This is a genomic window from Paenibacillus aceti, from assembly GCF_003614185.1.
GTDB lineage: Bacteria > Bacillota > Bacilli > Paenibacillales > Paenibacillaceae > Fontibacillus > Fontibacillus aceti.
The window spans coordinates 416,679-433,535 of the sequence record NZ_KZ987724.1 but is presented as its reverse complement, the minus strand read 5'-3'; the positions used below and the strand labels follow the sequence as shown (position 1 = coordinate 433,535).

At 49.7% G+C, this 16,857-nt stretch carries 16 protein-coding genes; 3 read left to right on the top strand and 13 right to left on the bottom strand.

Going from position 1 to position 16,857, the window contains the following annotated elements:
• Positions 1–168 precede the first annotated feature (168 nt).
• A complete protein-coding gene (yfbR, locus tag BFJ94_RS01960; protein WP_120460705.1) occupies positions 169–783 on the top strand; it encodes a 5'-deoxynucleotidase in 615 nt (204 codons plus the stop codon).
• 753 nt (positions 784–1,536) lie between these two features.
• Here the strand turns inward: yfbR and BFJ94_RS01955 are convergent.
• From BFJ94_RS01955 to BFJ94_RS01940, 4 genes are all read right to left on the bottom strand, one after another.
• Positions 1,537–2,406, bottom strand: coding sequence for an SDR family oxidoreductase (locus BFJ94_RS01955; RefSeq protein WP_120460702.1), 870 nt, complete (start codon positions 2,404–2,406; stop codon positions 1,537–1,539).
• 118 nt (positions 2,407–2,524) lie between these two features.
• Positions 2,525–2,950, bottom strand: a complete 426-nt coding sequence (locus BFJ94_RS01950; RefSeq protein ID WP_120460700.1) for a hypothetical protein — start codon at positions 2,948–2,950, stop codon at positions 2,525–2,527.
• Positions 2,951–3,086: 136 nt separating this feature from the next.
• Positions 3,087–4,382, bottom strand: a complete 1,296-nt coding sequence (gene icd / locus BFJ94_RS01945; RefSeq protein ID WP_120460698.1) for an NADP-dependent isocitrate dehydrogenase — start codon at positions 4,380–4,382, stop codon at positions 3,087–3,089.
• A 94-nt stretch (positions 4,383–4,476) separates the two neighbouring features.
• On the bottom strand, positions 4,477–5,589 hold the full coding sequence (locus BFJ94_RS01940) for a citrate/2-methylcitrate synthase (protein ID WP_120460696.1): 1,113 nt from the start codon (positions 5,587–5,589) through the stop codon (positions 4,477–4,479).
• A gap of 359 nt (positions 5,590–5,948) precedes the next feature.
• Between BFJ94_RS01940 and ytvI the strand changes: the two genes are divergently transcribed.
• Complete coding sequence (gene ytvI / locus BFJ94_RS01935; protein WP_120460694.1) at positions 5,949–7,067, top strand: sporulation integral membrane protein YtvI; 1,119 nt, start codon at positions 5,949–5,951, stop codon at positions 7,065–7,067.
• 15 nt (positions 7,068–7,082) lie between these two features.
• Here ytvI and argS read toward each other — a convergent pair whose 3' ends face one another.
• From argS to BFJ94_RS01895, 8 genes are all read right to left on the bottom strand, one after another.
• Positions 7,083–8,834 (bottom strand): arginine--tRNA ligase, encoded by a 1,752-nt coding sequence (gene argS / locus BFJ94_RS01930; RefSeq protein WP_162944123.1) that lies wholly within the window; start codon positions 8,832–8,834, stop codon positions 7,083–7,085.
• 349 nt (positions 8,835–9,183) lie between these two features.
• Positions 9,184–9,576: an FxsA family protein gene (locus tag BFJ94_RS01925; protein ID WP_120460692.1), complete on the bottom strand. Its 393-nt coding sequence runs from the start codon at positions 9,574–9,576 to the stop codon at positions 9,184–9,186.
• A gap of 89 nt (positions 9,577–9,665) precedes the next feature.
• Positions 9,666–10,085: an acyl-CoA thioesterase gene (locus BFJ94_RS01920; RefSeq protein ID WP_120460690.1), complete on the bottom strand. Its 420-nt coding sequence runs from the start codon at positions 10,083–10,085 to the stop codon at positions 9,666–9,668.
• A gap of 113 nt (positions 10,086–10,198) precedes the next feature.
• Positions 10,199–11,620, bottom strand: coding sequence for a pyruvate kinase (gene pyk / locus BFJ94_RS01915; protein WP_120460688.1), 1,422 nt, complete (start codon positions 11,618–11,620; stop codon positions 10,199–10,201).
• Between the two features lie 120 nt (positions 11,621–11,740).
• Positions 11,741–12,838 (bottom strand): acetyl-CoA carboxylase carboxyltransferase subunit alpha, encoded by a 1,098-nt coding sequence (locus BFJ94_RS01910; protein WP_120460686.1) that lies wholly within the window; start codon positions 12,836–12,838, stop codon positions 11,741–11,743.
• Positions 12,839–13,732: an acetyl-CoA carboxylase, carboxyltransferase subunit beta gene (gene accD, locus BFJ94_RS01905; RefSeq protein ID WP_120460684.1), complete on the bottom strand. Its 894-nt coding sequence runs from the start codon at positions 13,730–13,732 to the stop codon at positions 12,839–12,841.
• An 88-nt stretch (positions 13,733–13,820) separates the two neighbouring features.
• Entirely contained in the window at positions 13,821–14,009 is a 189-nt protein-coding gene (locus BFJ94_RS01900; RefSeq protein WP_120460682.1) for a glutamate decarboxylase, read from the bottom strand.
• A gap of 193 nt (positions 14,010–14,202) precedes the next feature.
• Positions 14,203–14,712 carry a phosphatidylglycerophosphatase A family protein gene (locus tag BFJ94_RS01895; RefSeq protein WP_120460680.1) on the bottom strand — a complete coding sequence of 170 codons (510 nt, stop codon included), beginning with the start codon at positions 14,710–14,712 and terminating at the stop codon, positions 14,203–14,205.
• Positions 14,713–15,128: 416 nt separating this feature from the next.
• Between BFJ94_RS01895 and BFJ94_RS01890 the strand changes: the two genes are divergently transcribed.
• On the top strand, positions 15,129–15,800 hold the full coding sequence (locus tag BFJ94_RS01890) for a DUF559 domain-containing protein (RefSeq protein ID WP_120460678.1): 672 nt from the start codon (positions 15,129–15,131) through the stop codon (positions 15,798–15,800).
• Between the two features lie 698 nt (positions 15,801–16,498).
• Here the strand turns inward: BFJ94_RS01890 and BFJ94_RS25715 are convergent.
• Positions 16,499–16,857, bottom strand: a 359-nt coding sequence (locus BFJ94_RS25715; protein ID WP_240431887.1) for a hypothetical protein, incomplete at its 5' end; no start/stop codon positions are given.

The window sequence follows — 16,857 nt, the reverse complement described above, 5'->3', positions numbered from 1 at the left end:
CGAAATGACATACGAAGTAACATATAAAATGCGTCTTCAAATGAATTGCTCAAAAAGGATTGCTGCCGATAGATTTATGCGCTTCATTAGCTTTATAATAACATAGTAAGATGTTTCCGGTTACAAAATTATACAGACTTTTCGCTAAAAAAGAGAGGTTTATCACAGATGAATTATCATTTTTCTGCTTATGTTTACCGCCTGCGTTCCATCAAACGCTGGAGCCTGATGCGCAGCACCGCCGAGGAAAATGTAGCGGAGCATTCCTTCCATGTCGCTCTGCTGGCGCATCTGCTATGCGAGATCGGCAACAAGCTGTTCCAGCGCCAATTAAATGCTGAACGAGCTGCGACACTGGCGCTGTTCCATGATGCGACCGAGGTATTTACCGGCGATATTCCGACCCCGGTGAAGCATCATAATCCGAAGCTGCTGGCCAGCTTCAGAGAGATGGAGAGCATTGCCGGCGAGCGGCTGCTAGCTATGATTCCACCGGAGCTCAAGGCGAGCTACCAGACTCTGCTGTTCCCAGCTCAGACCAGCGGCGATCCGAGCGAGGTCGAGCTGATGAAGTACGTGAAGGCCGCCGACAGCCTGGATGCGTACTTGAAATGCAGCTGGGAGCTTACCTGCGGCAACCGGGAATTCGCCGTTGCCAAGGAGCAGCTGCTGGACAAGCTGGAGAAGCTGAACCTGCCAGAGATCAGCTACTTCCTCGAGCACTTCGCCCCCAGCTTCGAGATGACGCTGGATGAGCTGTCCGAGCTGCCGGAGCAGAATTAAGCGCTGCTCATAATGAAGGAGAGCGACGGACGCTATAGCTCTAGGTGCGCCGCTGCGCTTGCGCTGTGCGTGAAACGCTGTGTATGACGCTGTGTGTGACGCTGTGTGTGACGCTGTGTGTGACGCTGTGTGTGACGCTGTGTGTAAAAGCCTGCAAATTTGCAGGCTTTTACCTACTTATCACCTGTTTTGGTGAGAATTCCTGCAAATATGCAGGCTTTATCTACGTTTTCCTTGAATTGAGGCCGAAACCTCGAAAAAAGATGCATAATCGCAGGAATTTCTATCCTAATCCAGATTTCTCCTCAAAAGCCTGCATTTATGCAGGAATGACTGGGTCGAGCTGGGCCAAGCAAGAAGAAACTCTTCACACGTCCCCAAAGCAACCTCAAGCAAGTCTACTACATACTATTCCGATAAAGCTCCAGCCTAGCTAATTACTCCTCCTCAAAAAAAACTAAATTACTCCGTTCACACCAACGCCCTCTGTGCCACTGGTTACTCTAATCTGATTACGCCAATCTGGTGCATCCTAAGTTACTCCCACGCTGACCCTACTCCGGCCAATATATTAGCGATGTTGAAGTTATGTTCGTTCGGATTGGCGCAGCCTTATAGAGTGCGGTGCAGGAAATTGCGGCGCAAACTCGACCAGAGAACAAACAAGCCTTCCCAAGTTAGGCTTCGACTGAAGAAGCGTAAATCGGGAAGGCTCTTCTAAGCTGCTATAGCTCGTCCAGTTCCATAAATCCACTAACCGTTGATGATCTCTCCGCCATTAATGTGGAGCACTTGTCCGCTCATATAGGATGAGTCATCACAAGCCAAGTAGACGTAGGCCGGGGCTAGTTCCTCCGGCTGGCCAGGGCGCTGCATCGGAGTATCACCGCCGAACGTAGACACCTTCTGCGCATCGAAGGTCGATGGGATCAGCGGTGTCCAGATCGGGCCGGGCGCTACTGCGTTGACGCGAATCCCCAGCTTGCCCACGATGTTCATGGACAAAGCCCGGGTGAAGCTTACGATCGCCCCTTTCGAGGCCGAGTAATCGATCAGTTGCGGGTTACCGCGATAAGCCGTTACAGAGGTGGTATTAATAATCGCACTCCCCTGCTTCATATGTGGCAGCGCAGCCTGGGTTATATAGAACATACCGAACACATTAGTCCGGAAGGTTCGCTCCAGCTGCTCCGAGGTAATCGCCGTAATGTCCTGCTGTGGGTGCTGCTCTCCGGCATTGTTCACAAGGATATCCAGCCCTCCGAGCTGAGATACGGTCTGCTGCACAGCCTGCTTCGCAAACGCCTCATTCCCGATATCGCCGGGAATCAATAGACATCTTCTGCCTTCCTGCTCTACCTCACGCTTGGTCTTCTCGGCATCCTCATGCTCGCTCAAATAGACGACCGCGATATCCGCGCCCTCCTTGGCATAAGCGACAGCCACTGCCCTTCCTATACCGCTGTCCGCTCCGGAAATCAGAGCCACTCTATTCAGCAGCTTACCGGCCGCTTTGTAAGGCCCCTCATAATTCGGGAGTGGAGTCATCTTCTGCTCCAGTCCAGGCTGCTGATTCTGATGCTGCGGCGGCATCGTCGGTTTACTCTGTCCACTACTAGCCATTGCTATATCTCGCTTCCTTCCTGTCCAAATTCATCGAGCTCCTTCATTAGAATGAGCTTAGACAGGTGAGGTTATGCGGTAATTGGACTCACTACTTGCGAACTTGCCGTTTACGAATTTAAATAATAGAGCTATATACCATGAAAAAGCTGATGAGCAGAACGAGAACGGCTACGATAGAGCTCAATGTGGCCAGTTTACTGCTCTCGGCGGTTATGCTGCGGTTCGAACGGATTCCTTCGATCGCCAGACGCAGCGGTTTGCCCATAATGCCGCCCACGGCGCCAATGCCAAGGAACAACAGAACGATAACGATCATCCACGGCACCGAATATTCTCCCTTACTCATCATATACCCGCCACTGATTAATTGAATAACAAGGCCGATCTGTGCAAAAGTATTCAGAGATTTGACGGCAGCCATCGTGCCCTCCTGTGCAGCCGGAGATAATTTGCTGACTTTCGCCATGACAAAGGGCAGCACCAGATAGAAGCCCAATGCTAGAGTGCCTACAATATGCAGAAACAGCATGATTTTATACATATCCTGATCATCCTTCCAAAGTAAATTAGATTTATTACAATCTATTATACCTATCATTGCTAGGAAATAAAAGGAACCCCCTATTACAGGAGGCCCCCATAATCCCATAATTCCGAAGACTTGAAAATACTAGAGATTACATATTACGAATGACATGGTCCGCAAATTCCGAGCATTTCACTTCTGTCGCGCCTTCCATCAGACGGGCGAAATCATAGGTTACTGTCTTGTTATTGATCGAAGTCTCCAAGCCTTTATAGATCAGAGCAGCCGCTTCCTGCCAACCCAAATGCTCCAGCAGCATGACGCCGGAGAGAATGACCGAGCCCGGATTCACGACATCGAGATCCGCATACTTCGGAGCTGTACCATGCGTAGCTTCAAAGATGGCATGCCCTGTGACATAGTTGATATTCGCTCCAGGAGCGATACCAATGCCGCCAACCTGAGCTGCCAGCGCATCGGACAAGTAGTCGCCGTTCAAGTTCAGTGTAGCGATAACATCAAAATCAGTCGGACGAGTCAATACTTGCTGCAGAGCGATATCGGCGATCGCATCCTTGACCAGGATCTTGCCAGCCGCCAGCGCATCCTGCTGAGCCTTATTGGCAGCATCCGCACCGGATTGCTCCTTGATACGATCATATTCAGCCCAAGTGAACACCTTATCGCCAAATTCGGCTTCCGCCACCTCATAGCCCCAATTTTTAAAGGCGCCTTCGGTAAATTTCATAATATTACCCTTATGAACAAGGGTCACGCTCTTGCGATCATGCTTGATCGCATATTCGACAGCTGCACGAATCAGACGCTTCGAGCCTTCCTCAGATACCGGCTTGATGCCGATCCCAGAAGTTTCAGGGAAACGAATTTTGGTGACACCCATCTCATTTTGCAGGAAGCTAAGCACCTTCTTCACTTCCTCAGAGCCTTCTTTATATTCAATACCTGCATAGATATCCTCTGTGTTCTCACGGAAAATAACCATATCCACCAGTTCAGGCCGCTTCACCGGAGAAGGAACGCCGTCAAAATAACGGACCGGACGCAGACATACGTACAGATCGAGCTCTTGACGCAGCGCAACGTTCAGGGAACGAATGCCCCCGCCGATTGGCGTCGTAAGCGGACCCTTGATCGCTACAATATACTCACGGATCGCAGCAAGCGTATCAGCAGGCAGCCATTCCCCGTATGTATTAAAGGCCTTCTCACCCGCAAACACTTCATACCAGGCGATCTTCTTCTCGCCATTATATGCCTTCTCAACCGCCGCATCCAGCACACGCTTCGACGCTCTCCAAATGTCGCGGCCGGTGCCATCACCCTCGATGAAAGGAATAATCGGGTTGCTAGGGACCTGCAATTTACCGTTATCGATGACGATTTTTTCTCCCTCTGTTGGAAGGTCAAACTTAGAAAGTTGCAGCATGTTTATATGTTCCTCCTCGTATATATTTAATGAACAGGCTATCACCTGGTTCTCATTCTAACACAAGTGGCGGGAAGATTTCCCGCCAGATCCATTATCTAAGATCGATTGGTATATATTTCTGATTCGTGAGACCCGTGTACTCAGCACGCGGGCGGATAATCCGGTTATCATCAAGCTGCTCCAGAATATGCGCGGTCCAGCCGGACAAGCGGCTGATCGCGAAGATCGGAGTGAATAAATCGGATGGAATACCCAGTAATGTGTATACAGATGCAGAATAGAAATCGACATTCGGTTTAAGACCCTTTTGACTCGTTACCAGTTCCTCAATCCTCACAGACATTTCATAGAGAGTTGAATCGCCCTTCAGCAGGCCAAGCCCGCGGGACAGCTTCTGCAGATGCTTAGCGCGCGGATCGCCGTTCTTGTATACCCGATGTCCGAAGCCCATGATCTTCTCTCTATTTGCCATTTTGTTCAAAATATAAGGTTCCACATTGTCGAGGCTGCCGATCTCTGTCAGCATCTTCATAACTGCCTCATTGGCTCCACCATGAAGAGGTCCCTTCAAGGTAGCGATCGCCGCGGTAATACCGGAGTAAATATCCGACAGCGTCGCAATCGTAACGCGAGCCGAGAAGGTCGATGCGTTCAGTTCATGATCGGCATGCAGCACAAGTGCTTGATCCAGAGCCTTGACCGCGATCGGGTCCGGTTCTTCTCCGGACAGCATATAAAGGAAATTATGCGCTAGCGACACATTCTTCAACGGAGCAATCGGCTCCTCGCCTTTGCGAATCCGGGCAAACGCCGCAATAATCGTAGGGAGTTGCGCTTGCAGCTTGATAGCTTTCGTCTGGTTGCTTTCTCTAGAGTTGTCATTCGCATTCTCATCGTATAGAGCTAGTGCCGATACAGCTGTACGCAGAACGGCCATCGTGTTGGAGTCAGACGGGAATAATTTCATTTGAGCTACAAGCGATTCTGGAATCGCCGCATAATCACTCAACTGCTGTTGCAGAATTGCAAGCTGTCCCTTGGTTGGCAGCTTCCCATACCAGAGCAGATAAGCGGCTTCTTCGAAGCTTGCCCGCTCGGCCAGTTCATCGATATTGATCCCGCGATAAGCCAGCACGCCGTCATGTATGGAGCTGATTGAAGAAGTCGCAGCGACGATTCCTTCAAGTCCTTTGGTAGCTGTCATATACATCTCTCCTTACAAATACGAATTTTGGAAAACAAACCATTGAAAACATTTTCAATTTTAAAGTTTAAAATTTTCGCAATATGGCATTGGAAATAGAAGTGCAGGGAGGATTTGGTACGATAACTCTCTTGAAATAATCATACTGGATTTCCCCGAGCATGGGAACAACTTGAGACGTTGTATACACATCAAATTATTTAATCAGATATATAAAGAAATTTTTATGACATTGACGATATGCAATAACAAAAGTCACATTATTCTACGAAATCACAAGAAAATTGTTTCTGTAATACTAATTTTAACGACGCAATAGAAATAGAATAAGACCTGTCCCGTCCGAGGAGGCTGAAACCATGGATCATGTAGTAACCAAACGAATACTGCGCGGAGCCTGGGTATGTCTCGTTGTGCTAGCATTATGCCTCTCATTCTATTGGGTCTTACCGCTGATTTATCCCTTTCTGATCGCCTGGATCATCGCCTATGCCATGAATCCATTCGTCCGCTGGCTGCAAGTTACTATGAAGCTGCCCCGCTGGGCCTCGGTGACCCTGGCTCTGCTCGTCTATTTTGCTGCCGGAGCGATCGTCATTACCGCAGCTGTCACGCGGTTGGTCAAGGAGATGATCCATCTAGCCGACACGATCAATGTGCATATTGGAGAATGGCGGGACCTGTTCGTATCCTGGGGACGGAATGAAGAGTTGCAGAGGCTGATTAGTGATATCAATTCTTTTATCGTGAGAAATCCGGGTTATAATGATACATTCACCAAAAATGTCGATAACGCGGCCTTGACGATCAGCTCGGCGATTTCGAGGATGATTACCAGCTTCCTGAACGGTGTCATCCATGTAATCACTTCACTGCCCAGTCTGGCTCTGATCCTGTTGATCATCCTGCTCTCAGCCTTCTTCATCAGCAATGGATGGGATAAAAATAAACGAATGGTGCTCAGCCTGGTACCGCAGGCCTGGTTCAAAACGGGGAATGTGATACGAAATAATCTGCAGATGGCCTTATTCGGATACTTGCGCGCCCAGTTCATTATGATCACGATCACGGCCTTCGTCGTCTGCATCGGGCTGCTCATTCTTCGAGTCGACTCACCGGTCACTTATGCGATCCTGATCGGGCTGGTGGATCTGCTGCCCTATTTAGGCGTAGGTACGATTCTGATTCCGTGGCTTACTTACGCCTTCATGACCGGGAATCTCGCGCTAGGCATTGGGCTGTCGATTCTCTATGGTGTCGTCCTCATCTCCAGGCAGCTGATCGAACCCAAGGTGCTGGCTACCAGCGTCGGGCTCGATCCGTTGCCTACTCTCATATCCTTGTTCGTCGGCTTAAGATTGTTCGGCGTCCTCGGACTCATTATCGGCCCGGTCTCGCTCGTCGTGATCAACGCCATTATTAAAGCCGGCGTGATCAATGAGTTAAGAGACTACGTCATGAACGGGAGACTTCGATAGCGCCACGGAGCAGAGCTACATCTCTTCCGGCGCTTGCAGGCCGATCAATCTAAAGCCATTGCCAAGTGTAATCTGAACACATTTAACAAGGCTAAGACGAGCCGTTCTTAATGCGCTGTCCTCTACAAGAATAGGACAATCATGATAGAAACGGTTGAACGCATGGGCCAAATCGATCAAATAGCGGGTGACCACCGAAGGCTCAAGCTTGATCGCAGCCTGCCCGACCCGTTCCGGAAACAATGCGAGCTGCTTCAGCACCTTGATTTCAGCTGGATGCTGCAGCATAGAGGGGGCGAATTGCCCTGCCAATATGGGGGAATCAACCGACGCTGGATCAGCAGCCGGATCAGCGCCCGCCTTACGCAGCACGCTGCAGGTTCTGGCGTAACAATACTGAGCATACGGCCCGGTCTCGCCCTCGAAGCTAAGCGCCTCATTCCAGGAGAACACGATGTCCTTAATCCGGTTCGCGCTGAGATCATTGAATATGACCGCACCGACGCCAACCTGCCGAGCTACCTCATCTTTATTTTCAAGCCGCGGGTTCTTCTCTTCGATGATCTCCTCGACCTTCTTAATCGTCTGTTCAAGTAGATCCTCCAGCTTCACGACATTGCCCTTCCGCGTGGACAAGCTCATCCCTTCCAGACTTACGCGGCCAAAAGGAACATGGATCAGTTCCTCCTTCGCCCATTCATAGCCCATCAATTCGACGACCTTGAACCATTGCGCGAAATGCAGGCTCTGCGCGTAATCCGTGACATAGAGCGCCTTATCAAAAGAATAAGTCTGCTTGCGGTATAGGGCCGCAGTCACATCACGGGTATGATAGAGCGTGCTTCCATCCTGCTTCAGCATCAAGGCTGGCGATATCTGGTAAGCATCGAGACGCACGAGCCAGGCCCCTTCATCCTCCTCCAGAAGCTGCTTATCCTTAAGCTCCTGTACCACCGGCCCCATCTTATCGTTATAGAAGCTCTCTCCGGTGAAATAGTCGAACTCCACCCCGAGTAGATCATATATTTTCTGGAACTCAGCCAGGCTAATATCGACAAAGCGCTGCCATAGCGCCAGCACATCCGCATCTCCCTGCTCCATCTTCACGAAGCAAGCCCTTGCCTCGTCCTCAAGCTCCGGCGTGGCCTCTACTTCCTCATGGAACTTCACGTACAGGCGAAGCAATTCATCGATCGCTCCTTCCTCCAGCCGCCGTTCATCGCCCCACCAACGATAAGCAATGATCAGTTTGCCGAACTGAGTACCCCAATCGCCCAAATGGTTAACCCCGATACATTGGTAGCCGAGGAAGGAGTGGATTTGATACAGCGCATTCCCAATCACCGTCGAACGTAAATGCCCCACATGGAACGGTTTGGCGATATTCGGCGAAGAGAAGTCGATCACAACCGTCTTGCCAGCACCGATGTCCTTAGCACCGTAACGCTCCCCTGCACTTAATATCGAAGGCACCACATGCCCGGCCAAATAGCTCTGCTTCAAGAACAGATTCAAGTATCCAGACACCGTCTCGATCCGATCAATGACCTCCTGTCCCACAGGCTGCGCCTCCAGTGCATCCTTCAGCTCTGCAGCAATCTGCGGCGGGGATTTCCGCAACTGCTTGCTTAATTTGAAGCAAGGCAAGGACAGATCACCAAGAGCCGCATCCTTTGGATACTCCAGCATCACCACGATCTCCTGTTCCGAAATTCCGTCCAACCCCGCTGCCAGCAGCTGAGCTATTTTAAATTTGATCATCTCCATTTACTTCATCTCCTTTAATTTAATTGTAAAATAAAAAAGCCCCCCATCTCTTAATGAAGAGACGAGAGACTTATGTTCCCGCGGTACCACTCTACGTGCCGAACCACCCGGGTTCAGCCAGCTTAGGGTCGGTTAACGTCCGACGGCCGGGTCCTCCTACCACTCATGCTTCAGAAGACCATCTCCCGGGTGCGCTTCGCTCGGCCTCCCTGCACCGGCTTGCACCGTCCCGGCTCGCTAATTGCAGGTTGAGGAGGAGCTACTCTCCCGATCGTAGATATTTATTAGAGGTCAGTTCAAAAAATCCGCTTTTTTGATACCGACATTGTATACATAGGATCAGCAAAAGTCAACGCCGATAAAATGTAATCGACCCATCCTTCATTTTCTTCTCTATCCATTTCAAGAGCAGCTTCCGGTAGATGAGACGGGTTAGCGGGAACACCATCGTAAAACCGATGATATCCGTTACGAAGCCTGGTAGAAGCAGCAGTATTCCACCAAAGAATACGCACATTCCATCCAGCATAGTACGTCCGGGAATTTGCCCCCCGTTCATCTGCGACTTCGCATCAGCCATCACTTTGCTGCCTTCAAACTGCATCATGACCCCGCCGATAATCGATGTCGCAACGGTCAGGAAAATCGTCTTGCCCAGACCTAGTCTCTCTCCAACCTCAACATATCCCCAAAATTCGACAATTGGAAATAAAACAATCAAAACGGCAATCCATTTGCGCATAAATAACTCCTTTTCACTAGCAAGTTTCTTCGGCAAGAAATTCCTATGACTCATATTTTACCGTTTTGGGACCGCATAATCAAAATTGTTCAGGATTGGCTCGCCTTTTCAAACGCGGAATACCATTCAGGGAACACCTTCTTGAACTGCACGGGCTTGAAATCCTCGCGTCTGACCACATAGTGGATCGAGGAGCCTGTGACGCAGAGCGTACCCTCGCCATTCAGCACCTCATAAGCATATTCGGTCTTGACTCCCCCATTCTGCTTGATCCAGGTGCGAAGCAGCACTTCTTCCCCATAACGGATTCCCCGCTTGTATTCTACCTTCATTTCCTGCACGGGAGAAATATATCCGGACTGCTCCATTTCGAAATAGCTAAGGCCCAGATCCTTAGTCAATTTCAGCCGTCCCGCTTCAAACCACTCTAAATAATGAGAGTGATAAATAATCCCCATCATATCGTATTCAAAATATTTAGGTGTGATGCTCAGTTCGCTTACGTACATCCTGTAACAGCTCCTCCTTCTGCGTTTGAAATGTTAAAAAAAGCAATGGAAAACCGGCTTTGCGGTTGTCCCATTGCTTCTTCATCGCCTACAAAATAATGGCGTTACTCTAATTAGTTATGAACTTGGCCAACCTTGATCAAGTTAGTCGAACCGGAGCTTCCCAGCGGAATTCCTGCAGTAATCACTACAAGATCGCCTTCAGCCACGATACCGGAATCAAGTCCGCCCTTCATCGCATTGTCGAACATTTCGTCTGTAGAAGTAGCTACTTGACCTTTCACTGGAACAACGCCCCAGTTCAGAGCCAGACGACGCAGAGTTTGATCTTGAGTCGTTACAGCGATGATCGGTGCTTGCGGACGATACTTGGATACCATACGAGCGGTATAGCCTGTTTCCGTCGAAGTAATGATCGCTTTGGCATTCAATTCAAGAGCAGAGGTCGTTACAGCTTGGCTGATCGCTTCTGTAACTGTCGTCTCTTGAGCGATTCTTTGTTTTACAAGAATTCCATGGTAGTCCAGCGCAGATTCAGCCTTCTCAGCGATACGGGACATCGTCTGTACAGACTCAACAGGGTATTTACCTGCAGCCGTCTCGCCAGACAGCATGATCGCATCTGTTCCGTCAAGGATCGCATTCGCTACGTCACTTGCTTCAGCACGAGTAGGTCTTGGATTGCGTTGCATGGAATCGAGCATTTGTGTTGCCGTAATAACCGGTTTACCGGCACGGTTACATTTCTCGATCATCAATTTTTGCACGAGCGGCACATCTTCAGCAGGAATTTCTACGCCGAGGTCACCACGTGCTACCATCAGGCCGTCGGACACTTCAAGGATTTCATCCAGGTTGTCCACACCTTGTTGGTTCTCGATCTTCGAGATAATTTGAATATGAGTTGCGTTGTTGCTCTCGAGCAATTTACGAATTTCAAGCACGTCGCTTGCTTTACGAACGAAGGAAGCCGCAATGAAATCGATGCCTTGCTCAATCCCAAACTTGATATCGTTAGCGTCTTTCTCAGTAATCCCTGGCAAAGAGATGTTGACGCCTGGAACGTTAACACCCTTCTTGCTCTTGATTGTACCGCCATTTACGATGCGGCATTTGATTTCCGTACCTTGAATTTCTTCAACGGCCAATCCGATCAGACCATCGTCGATCAGGATCGTCGAACCCACTTTCACATCTCCAGGAAGCTCTTTGTAAGTTACAGAGATGCGGTTCTTGTCACCGAGGATTTCTTCGGTGGTCAAAGTGATGAACTCATCTTGTACAAGTTCAAGTGGTTCTTCTTTTAATTTACCGGTGCGAATTTCAGGACCTTTCGTGTCCAACAGTATGGCAATCGTTTTCCCCAACTCTTGGCTCGCTTGGCGAATCGTCTTGATCCGATTACCATGCTCCTCGAAATCACCATGCGAGAAGTTAAGGCGAGCAACGTTCATTCCGGCCGTGATCAGTTTCTTGGTGTTCTCTAACGACTCACTTGAAGGACCGATAGTACATACGATTTTTGTTTTGCGCATTTTGGGTTTCCTCCGTTTTTATGTTCTCTCTATATTTTTTTGATACATCTTTTCCAACAACTAAATCTACTACATTTTGTCCGATTTGTATAGGCATTTTGTCATATCAGTCCAACTGTCCTATTCATTTCCCGAACCGGAAGATTCTATAACAACGTTTTCTTCCGTCTCCACATGGGCTTCCTCCGGTTCTTGAACGGACTCTTCGCCAGACGGTTCTGCGACCGCTTCATCGGTCTTGGAGCACTCCGCAGCCTCGCTCGCCTGCTCCGTATATTTGCCGATCTTGCGGAATTTGCGATAACGATCCTCCAACAGCTCGTCCGAATTCATAATGGACAGCTCCTGCAACTGAACCAGCAGTTCCTGCTTGACTGCCGCAGCTGTCGCATCATAGTCACGATGCGCCCCGCCACGTGGTTCAGGGATAATCCCTTCAATTACTTCCATCTCCATCAGATCCTGGGCTGTAATCTTCATCGCTTCAGCCGCCATATCCGCTTTGGAGGCATCCTTCCATAGAATAGAGGCTGCTCCATTAGGTGAAATAGCGGAGTATATCGCATTCTCCAGCATCAGCACACGGTTACCGACACCTAGCGCCAAGGCACCGCCGCTGCCACCTTCGCCAATCACTACACAGATTACAGGTACGCGAAGCGCAGCCATCTCCATCAGATTGCGGGCAATCGCCTCGGATTGTCCTCTCTCCTCCGCAGTACTTCCCGGATAAGCACCCTTCGTATCGATAAAGGTGATCACAGGTCTGCCGAACTTCTCGGCTTGATGCATCAGACGCAGCGCCTTACGGAAGCCTTCAGGATGCGGGCTGCCGAAGAAGCGGGCGATATTATCCTTCGTATCCTTACCGCGCTGCTGGCCGACCACAGTCACAGCGGTCCCGTCCAGCTTGGCCAGACCGCCGACGATCGCCAGATCGTCTCCGAACAGACGATCCCCGTGCAGCTCGATGAAATCATCAAAGATCAGGTTGATTAAATCGAGCGAGGTCGGACGCTGATGATGTCTGGCCAGATGCATTTTCTGTGATGGCGAAATGTAGCTGTAGATCTCTTCCTCCAACTGCTTATAACGTTCCTCCAGCCGGGCAACCTCTTCGCTGAAATCGATTCCCTTCTCCTGGCCGAACTGCTCCAGCTCATTAATTTTCTCGCGCAGTTTCACAAGAGGTGTCTCAAAAGGCAATTCTCCAGCCATTTATGCCCCTCCCTTCACGCTGTGCAAGTCGATCAATTTCGTCAGCATCGCCTTGAGTTCCTTACGATGAACAACAAGGTCCAATTGGCCATGCTGCAGATTGAATTCCGCAGTCTGGAAATCCTCCGGCAGCTTCTGACGGATCGTCTGCTCAATGACAATTCTGCCGGCGAAGCCGAACACAGCTCCTGGCTCAGCGATAATAATATCGCCAAGCATAGCAAAGCTGGCCGATACGCCACCCGTAGTCGGGTCCGTAATGACCGAAATATATAGTCCTCCCTGTTCATTCAAGCGGGCCAAGGCAGCGCTTGTCTTCGCCATCTGCATCAGGCTGAGGATGCTCTCTTGCATACGGGCCCCGCCCGATGTTGAGAAGATAATTAATGGAACACGCTTGTCTGTAGCCGCTTCAATCGCACGGGTAATTTTCTCGCCGACAGCCGAGCCCATGCTTCCAGTAAAGAAATCAAAGCTCATCACCGCTACAACGACAGGAAAGCCTCCAATCGTCCCTTCACCGGTAATTACAGCTTCACGAAGCCCCGATTTCAGAGCCTGCTGCTCTAATTTGAGCGCATATCCCGGGAACTCCAGCGGATCTTCGGAGACGATATCTTGATCATATTCTACAAAACTGTCTTCATCCATCGTAATACGGACCCGTTCCATCGCATTCAGCCGCATATGATGGCCGCAGGAGGAACATACCTTGAGATTCTTCTCCAACTCTTTGCTGTATTGTATGCTGCCACAGCGGCTGCACTTATTCATCAGACCTTCCGGGATTTCACGCTTCGGCCGTTCTATCGGCTCTCCATTCGCGTCAGTACCCAAACGTTCTGAAGGAATGGTCGCGTATTTTCTTTTTTTTTGGAATAAGTCTTTAAACACAACTACACCTCTTCAGCCGTTAATTTATTACTACTCCCGTACACCCGAAAACAAGGACATAACATGTATAAACAGTTGTCTCCTTGTTCTACGGACGCAATATTGAATTTAATACTTCTTGGACCTCTTCCAGTTCTCCTGAAGGAACTAATATTTCAAACTGCTGTTTGGATAAATTAACAGGACGTGTTTGGACTAGAAAGCCTTCCTCTGTGAGTTTTGATTTGATCATTTCCGCAATTTTAGCGGTAGGAGCAATATACATTACGGTCCACATGCCCTACTCCAAGCCCCCTAACCTCTCAACTTAAGCCCGTATAATAGAGTAATGATAACATAATGTTCAAAAGTCCCGCAACAGAGCAAGGCTGTGAAAACAAAGCGAATGCCGCGCATTAGCCCGGCACTTATAGATTAACAAATTAGATGTAATAAGACCAGAAAAACTCAAGTTTAGCTCAGTTCCTGAATCAATCTGTCGAAGATTCCGTCAAGTCCGTCGCATAGCTTGTCGCATTCTGGCTTCTGTGGGCAATTCGCGCCGAAGCCGCAGCTGCCAAACCTGCGACAAGATCATCCAAATAAACATGGATGCGATCGCCCCGATTGTTCAGCCTGCCGATCAAATCCGGCTTGACCTTGTCCAGATATCCGAAGCTCGTCAGTCCGATCATACCGAAGACGCTCGTAATGCCCAGCGCCATCGTCTCATCCACGCCATACAGCGGTTCATCCGCCTCCATAATCGATTGCAGCGGCTGCGGCAGCAGCTTCTGCTCCGCCAGCTCGTCAAGAGCAATACCGGTAAAAAGCGTATACTGTACCTCACGTTTTTGCAATACTGCCTTCACACTATCATAGCATTGTTCCACTGTCAGATCATCATGATATGGCAACTGAAGCTTATACACAATCTCGGCGATCTCCTCCAGCCGCACTCCCCGCTTCAACAACTGCGCCTCCGCCAATTCAAACGACATCGCTTACCCCTCCTAGGTTTCTGTCAAATTGCTCTCTCGACCTCTCCGTCAAAATTATCCGCAAACGCGAACACGAATCCGTAATTCAATGATCTCTCAACTATTACTCCGCCCAGCATCCGTCCTGACCCTGTCCGGCCTGTCCCCTCGTGCCGATTTATCTACCAACACCCGTTCCCCTGACCCTGTCCCGCCTCGTGTTCCATATGTGTATGCAGGAGGCCTGTAAAATGTTCTTGGGAAAATCGCTATCGAGTTCCGCCAATTCCCCCTCCCAACTAGCCTGAACCTGTTTCCCTCAATATTGGATAATCTCCCCAAATTTTAATATAATGGGATCAGTGACGAAGAACGTCCCGATCCATATTGCTATGGAGCGGGGCGTTTTTTTATTCATATAAGGAGGTCTGTTGCTAATGGAATTCAAAGCAGCACATTCAGACTACATTCAGCGCCATATCGAAAATAGAACGGGCGAACGAAGAGGACGCTTGGAACGAGGGCATCCGGAGGCCGAAATGTTATTTTGCCGCAATGTTTGGTGGCCGCTCCGCGGGAGCTTTGATGACCTGCATCCCGAGTTTGAGGTTATGGACTGGAGAGGAATATCTTACTTTTGCGATTTCGCCTGGCTGCCGGGGTATGTAAAGCTAATTATTGAGGTCAAAGGCTACGGTCCACATGTACGAGATATGGATAGACAAAAATACTGCAACGAGCTAAACCGAGAGACCTTCCTGACTGCGATGGGATACCAGGTCATCTCCTTTGCCTATGACGATGTCGCTCAGAGACCAGAGCTATGCATGACGCTATTGCGGATGATCTTTAGCCGTTATCAATCCACCGCTTCCCCCGATCATCCGAGCGCTGCCGCCGAACGAGAAATTATCCGCCTCGCCTTCACCCTAGCCCGCCCCCTGCGCCCCATCGATATAGAACGACAGCTCAACCTGAGCCACCGCACCGCCGTCCGCACCCTGCAGACCCTCTGCCACAAAGGCTACTTCACCCCCATCGCAGGCAAAAACGGCAAACACATCGTCCGCTACGAGCTAGACCCACAAAAAGTCCAGCGCATGCTGTAGGAGCAATGTGGATGATGTTGTCGAAATGGGGATGGTTCGTGATGAAGGCTAGTGATGTGAGATGGAGGTAATGCGGTGAAGCATGGTTACTTGGGCGGGGTAATTGGAAGTAATGTTAGCGGGATAGAGATTGTGCGAGGTGGGCTATTCATATGAAGTGATAGAGGTAATTTGGGAGAATGCGATACGACTGTGCGAAATATGCTGTTGCGGATATTGCGCTTGGGCCAGGGAAGGGAAGTCATATTAGGGTTATGTGATACTTAGATGAAATGTAATGTTAAAAAGTAACTTTGGGATACACGATAGTCCCATACGAGGCGTAATGTTACGGATATAGCACTTGGGGAGGTAAAGGAAGTAATGTTATGGGGTGGCGGGATGGAGTTTCTGAAATGGAGGAGGCCAAAACTGCAAAAATGCAGGTATTTTCCTCGTATCGGGCGAGTTTATAGAAATTCCTGCAAATATGCATCTTTTTCACTGGAAAACATGGAATTTGGGTGATTTAAGGAGAAAAGCCTGCATTTTTGCAGGCTTTTGCTTGTAATTGGGTAGTTTCGGCATAAAAGCCTGCATTTTTGCAGGTTTTTATGTTGAGAGAGGAAGGTTGGTCGGTGTTTGCGCTACTAAATTACATTTAATGGATAAATTTCATTTAATGAATAATATAGTTTTATTTAGAGGAGAGCCGCCCGTTATTTCACCTTCACGGTATCGTCCCCGAGCATTTGTTCCATTTCGCGGAATAAATCGGGCGAGGGCTTGATGCTGTAGCGATCTGAAAGCGCGAGCAGCTTGCCGGTGCTCTCGTAGAAGAGCACCGTGGCCAGTGGGCCCGGGTGAAGCTGAAGCAGCTGCTTCAGCTTCACGAGCAGGGCGGCGTTCTCCGCCGCCGCCGTGATCTTGATGAAGACGCGCTGTTCAGCCGTCTTCCGCTCTTGCCCCGCCACGCGCGGCTGCTCCGCGCCGTGTGCGGCACTCGGCCGCCGCCGCGAGTCGGCCGGCGGCCTTCCGCCTGTGGCGGGCTGCCCCCCGGTGGCTCCGCCCCGGGGGA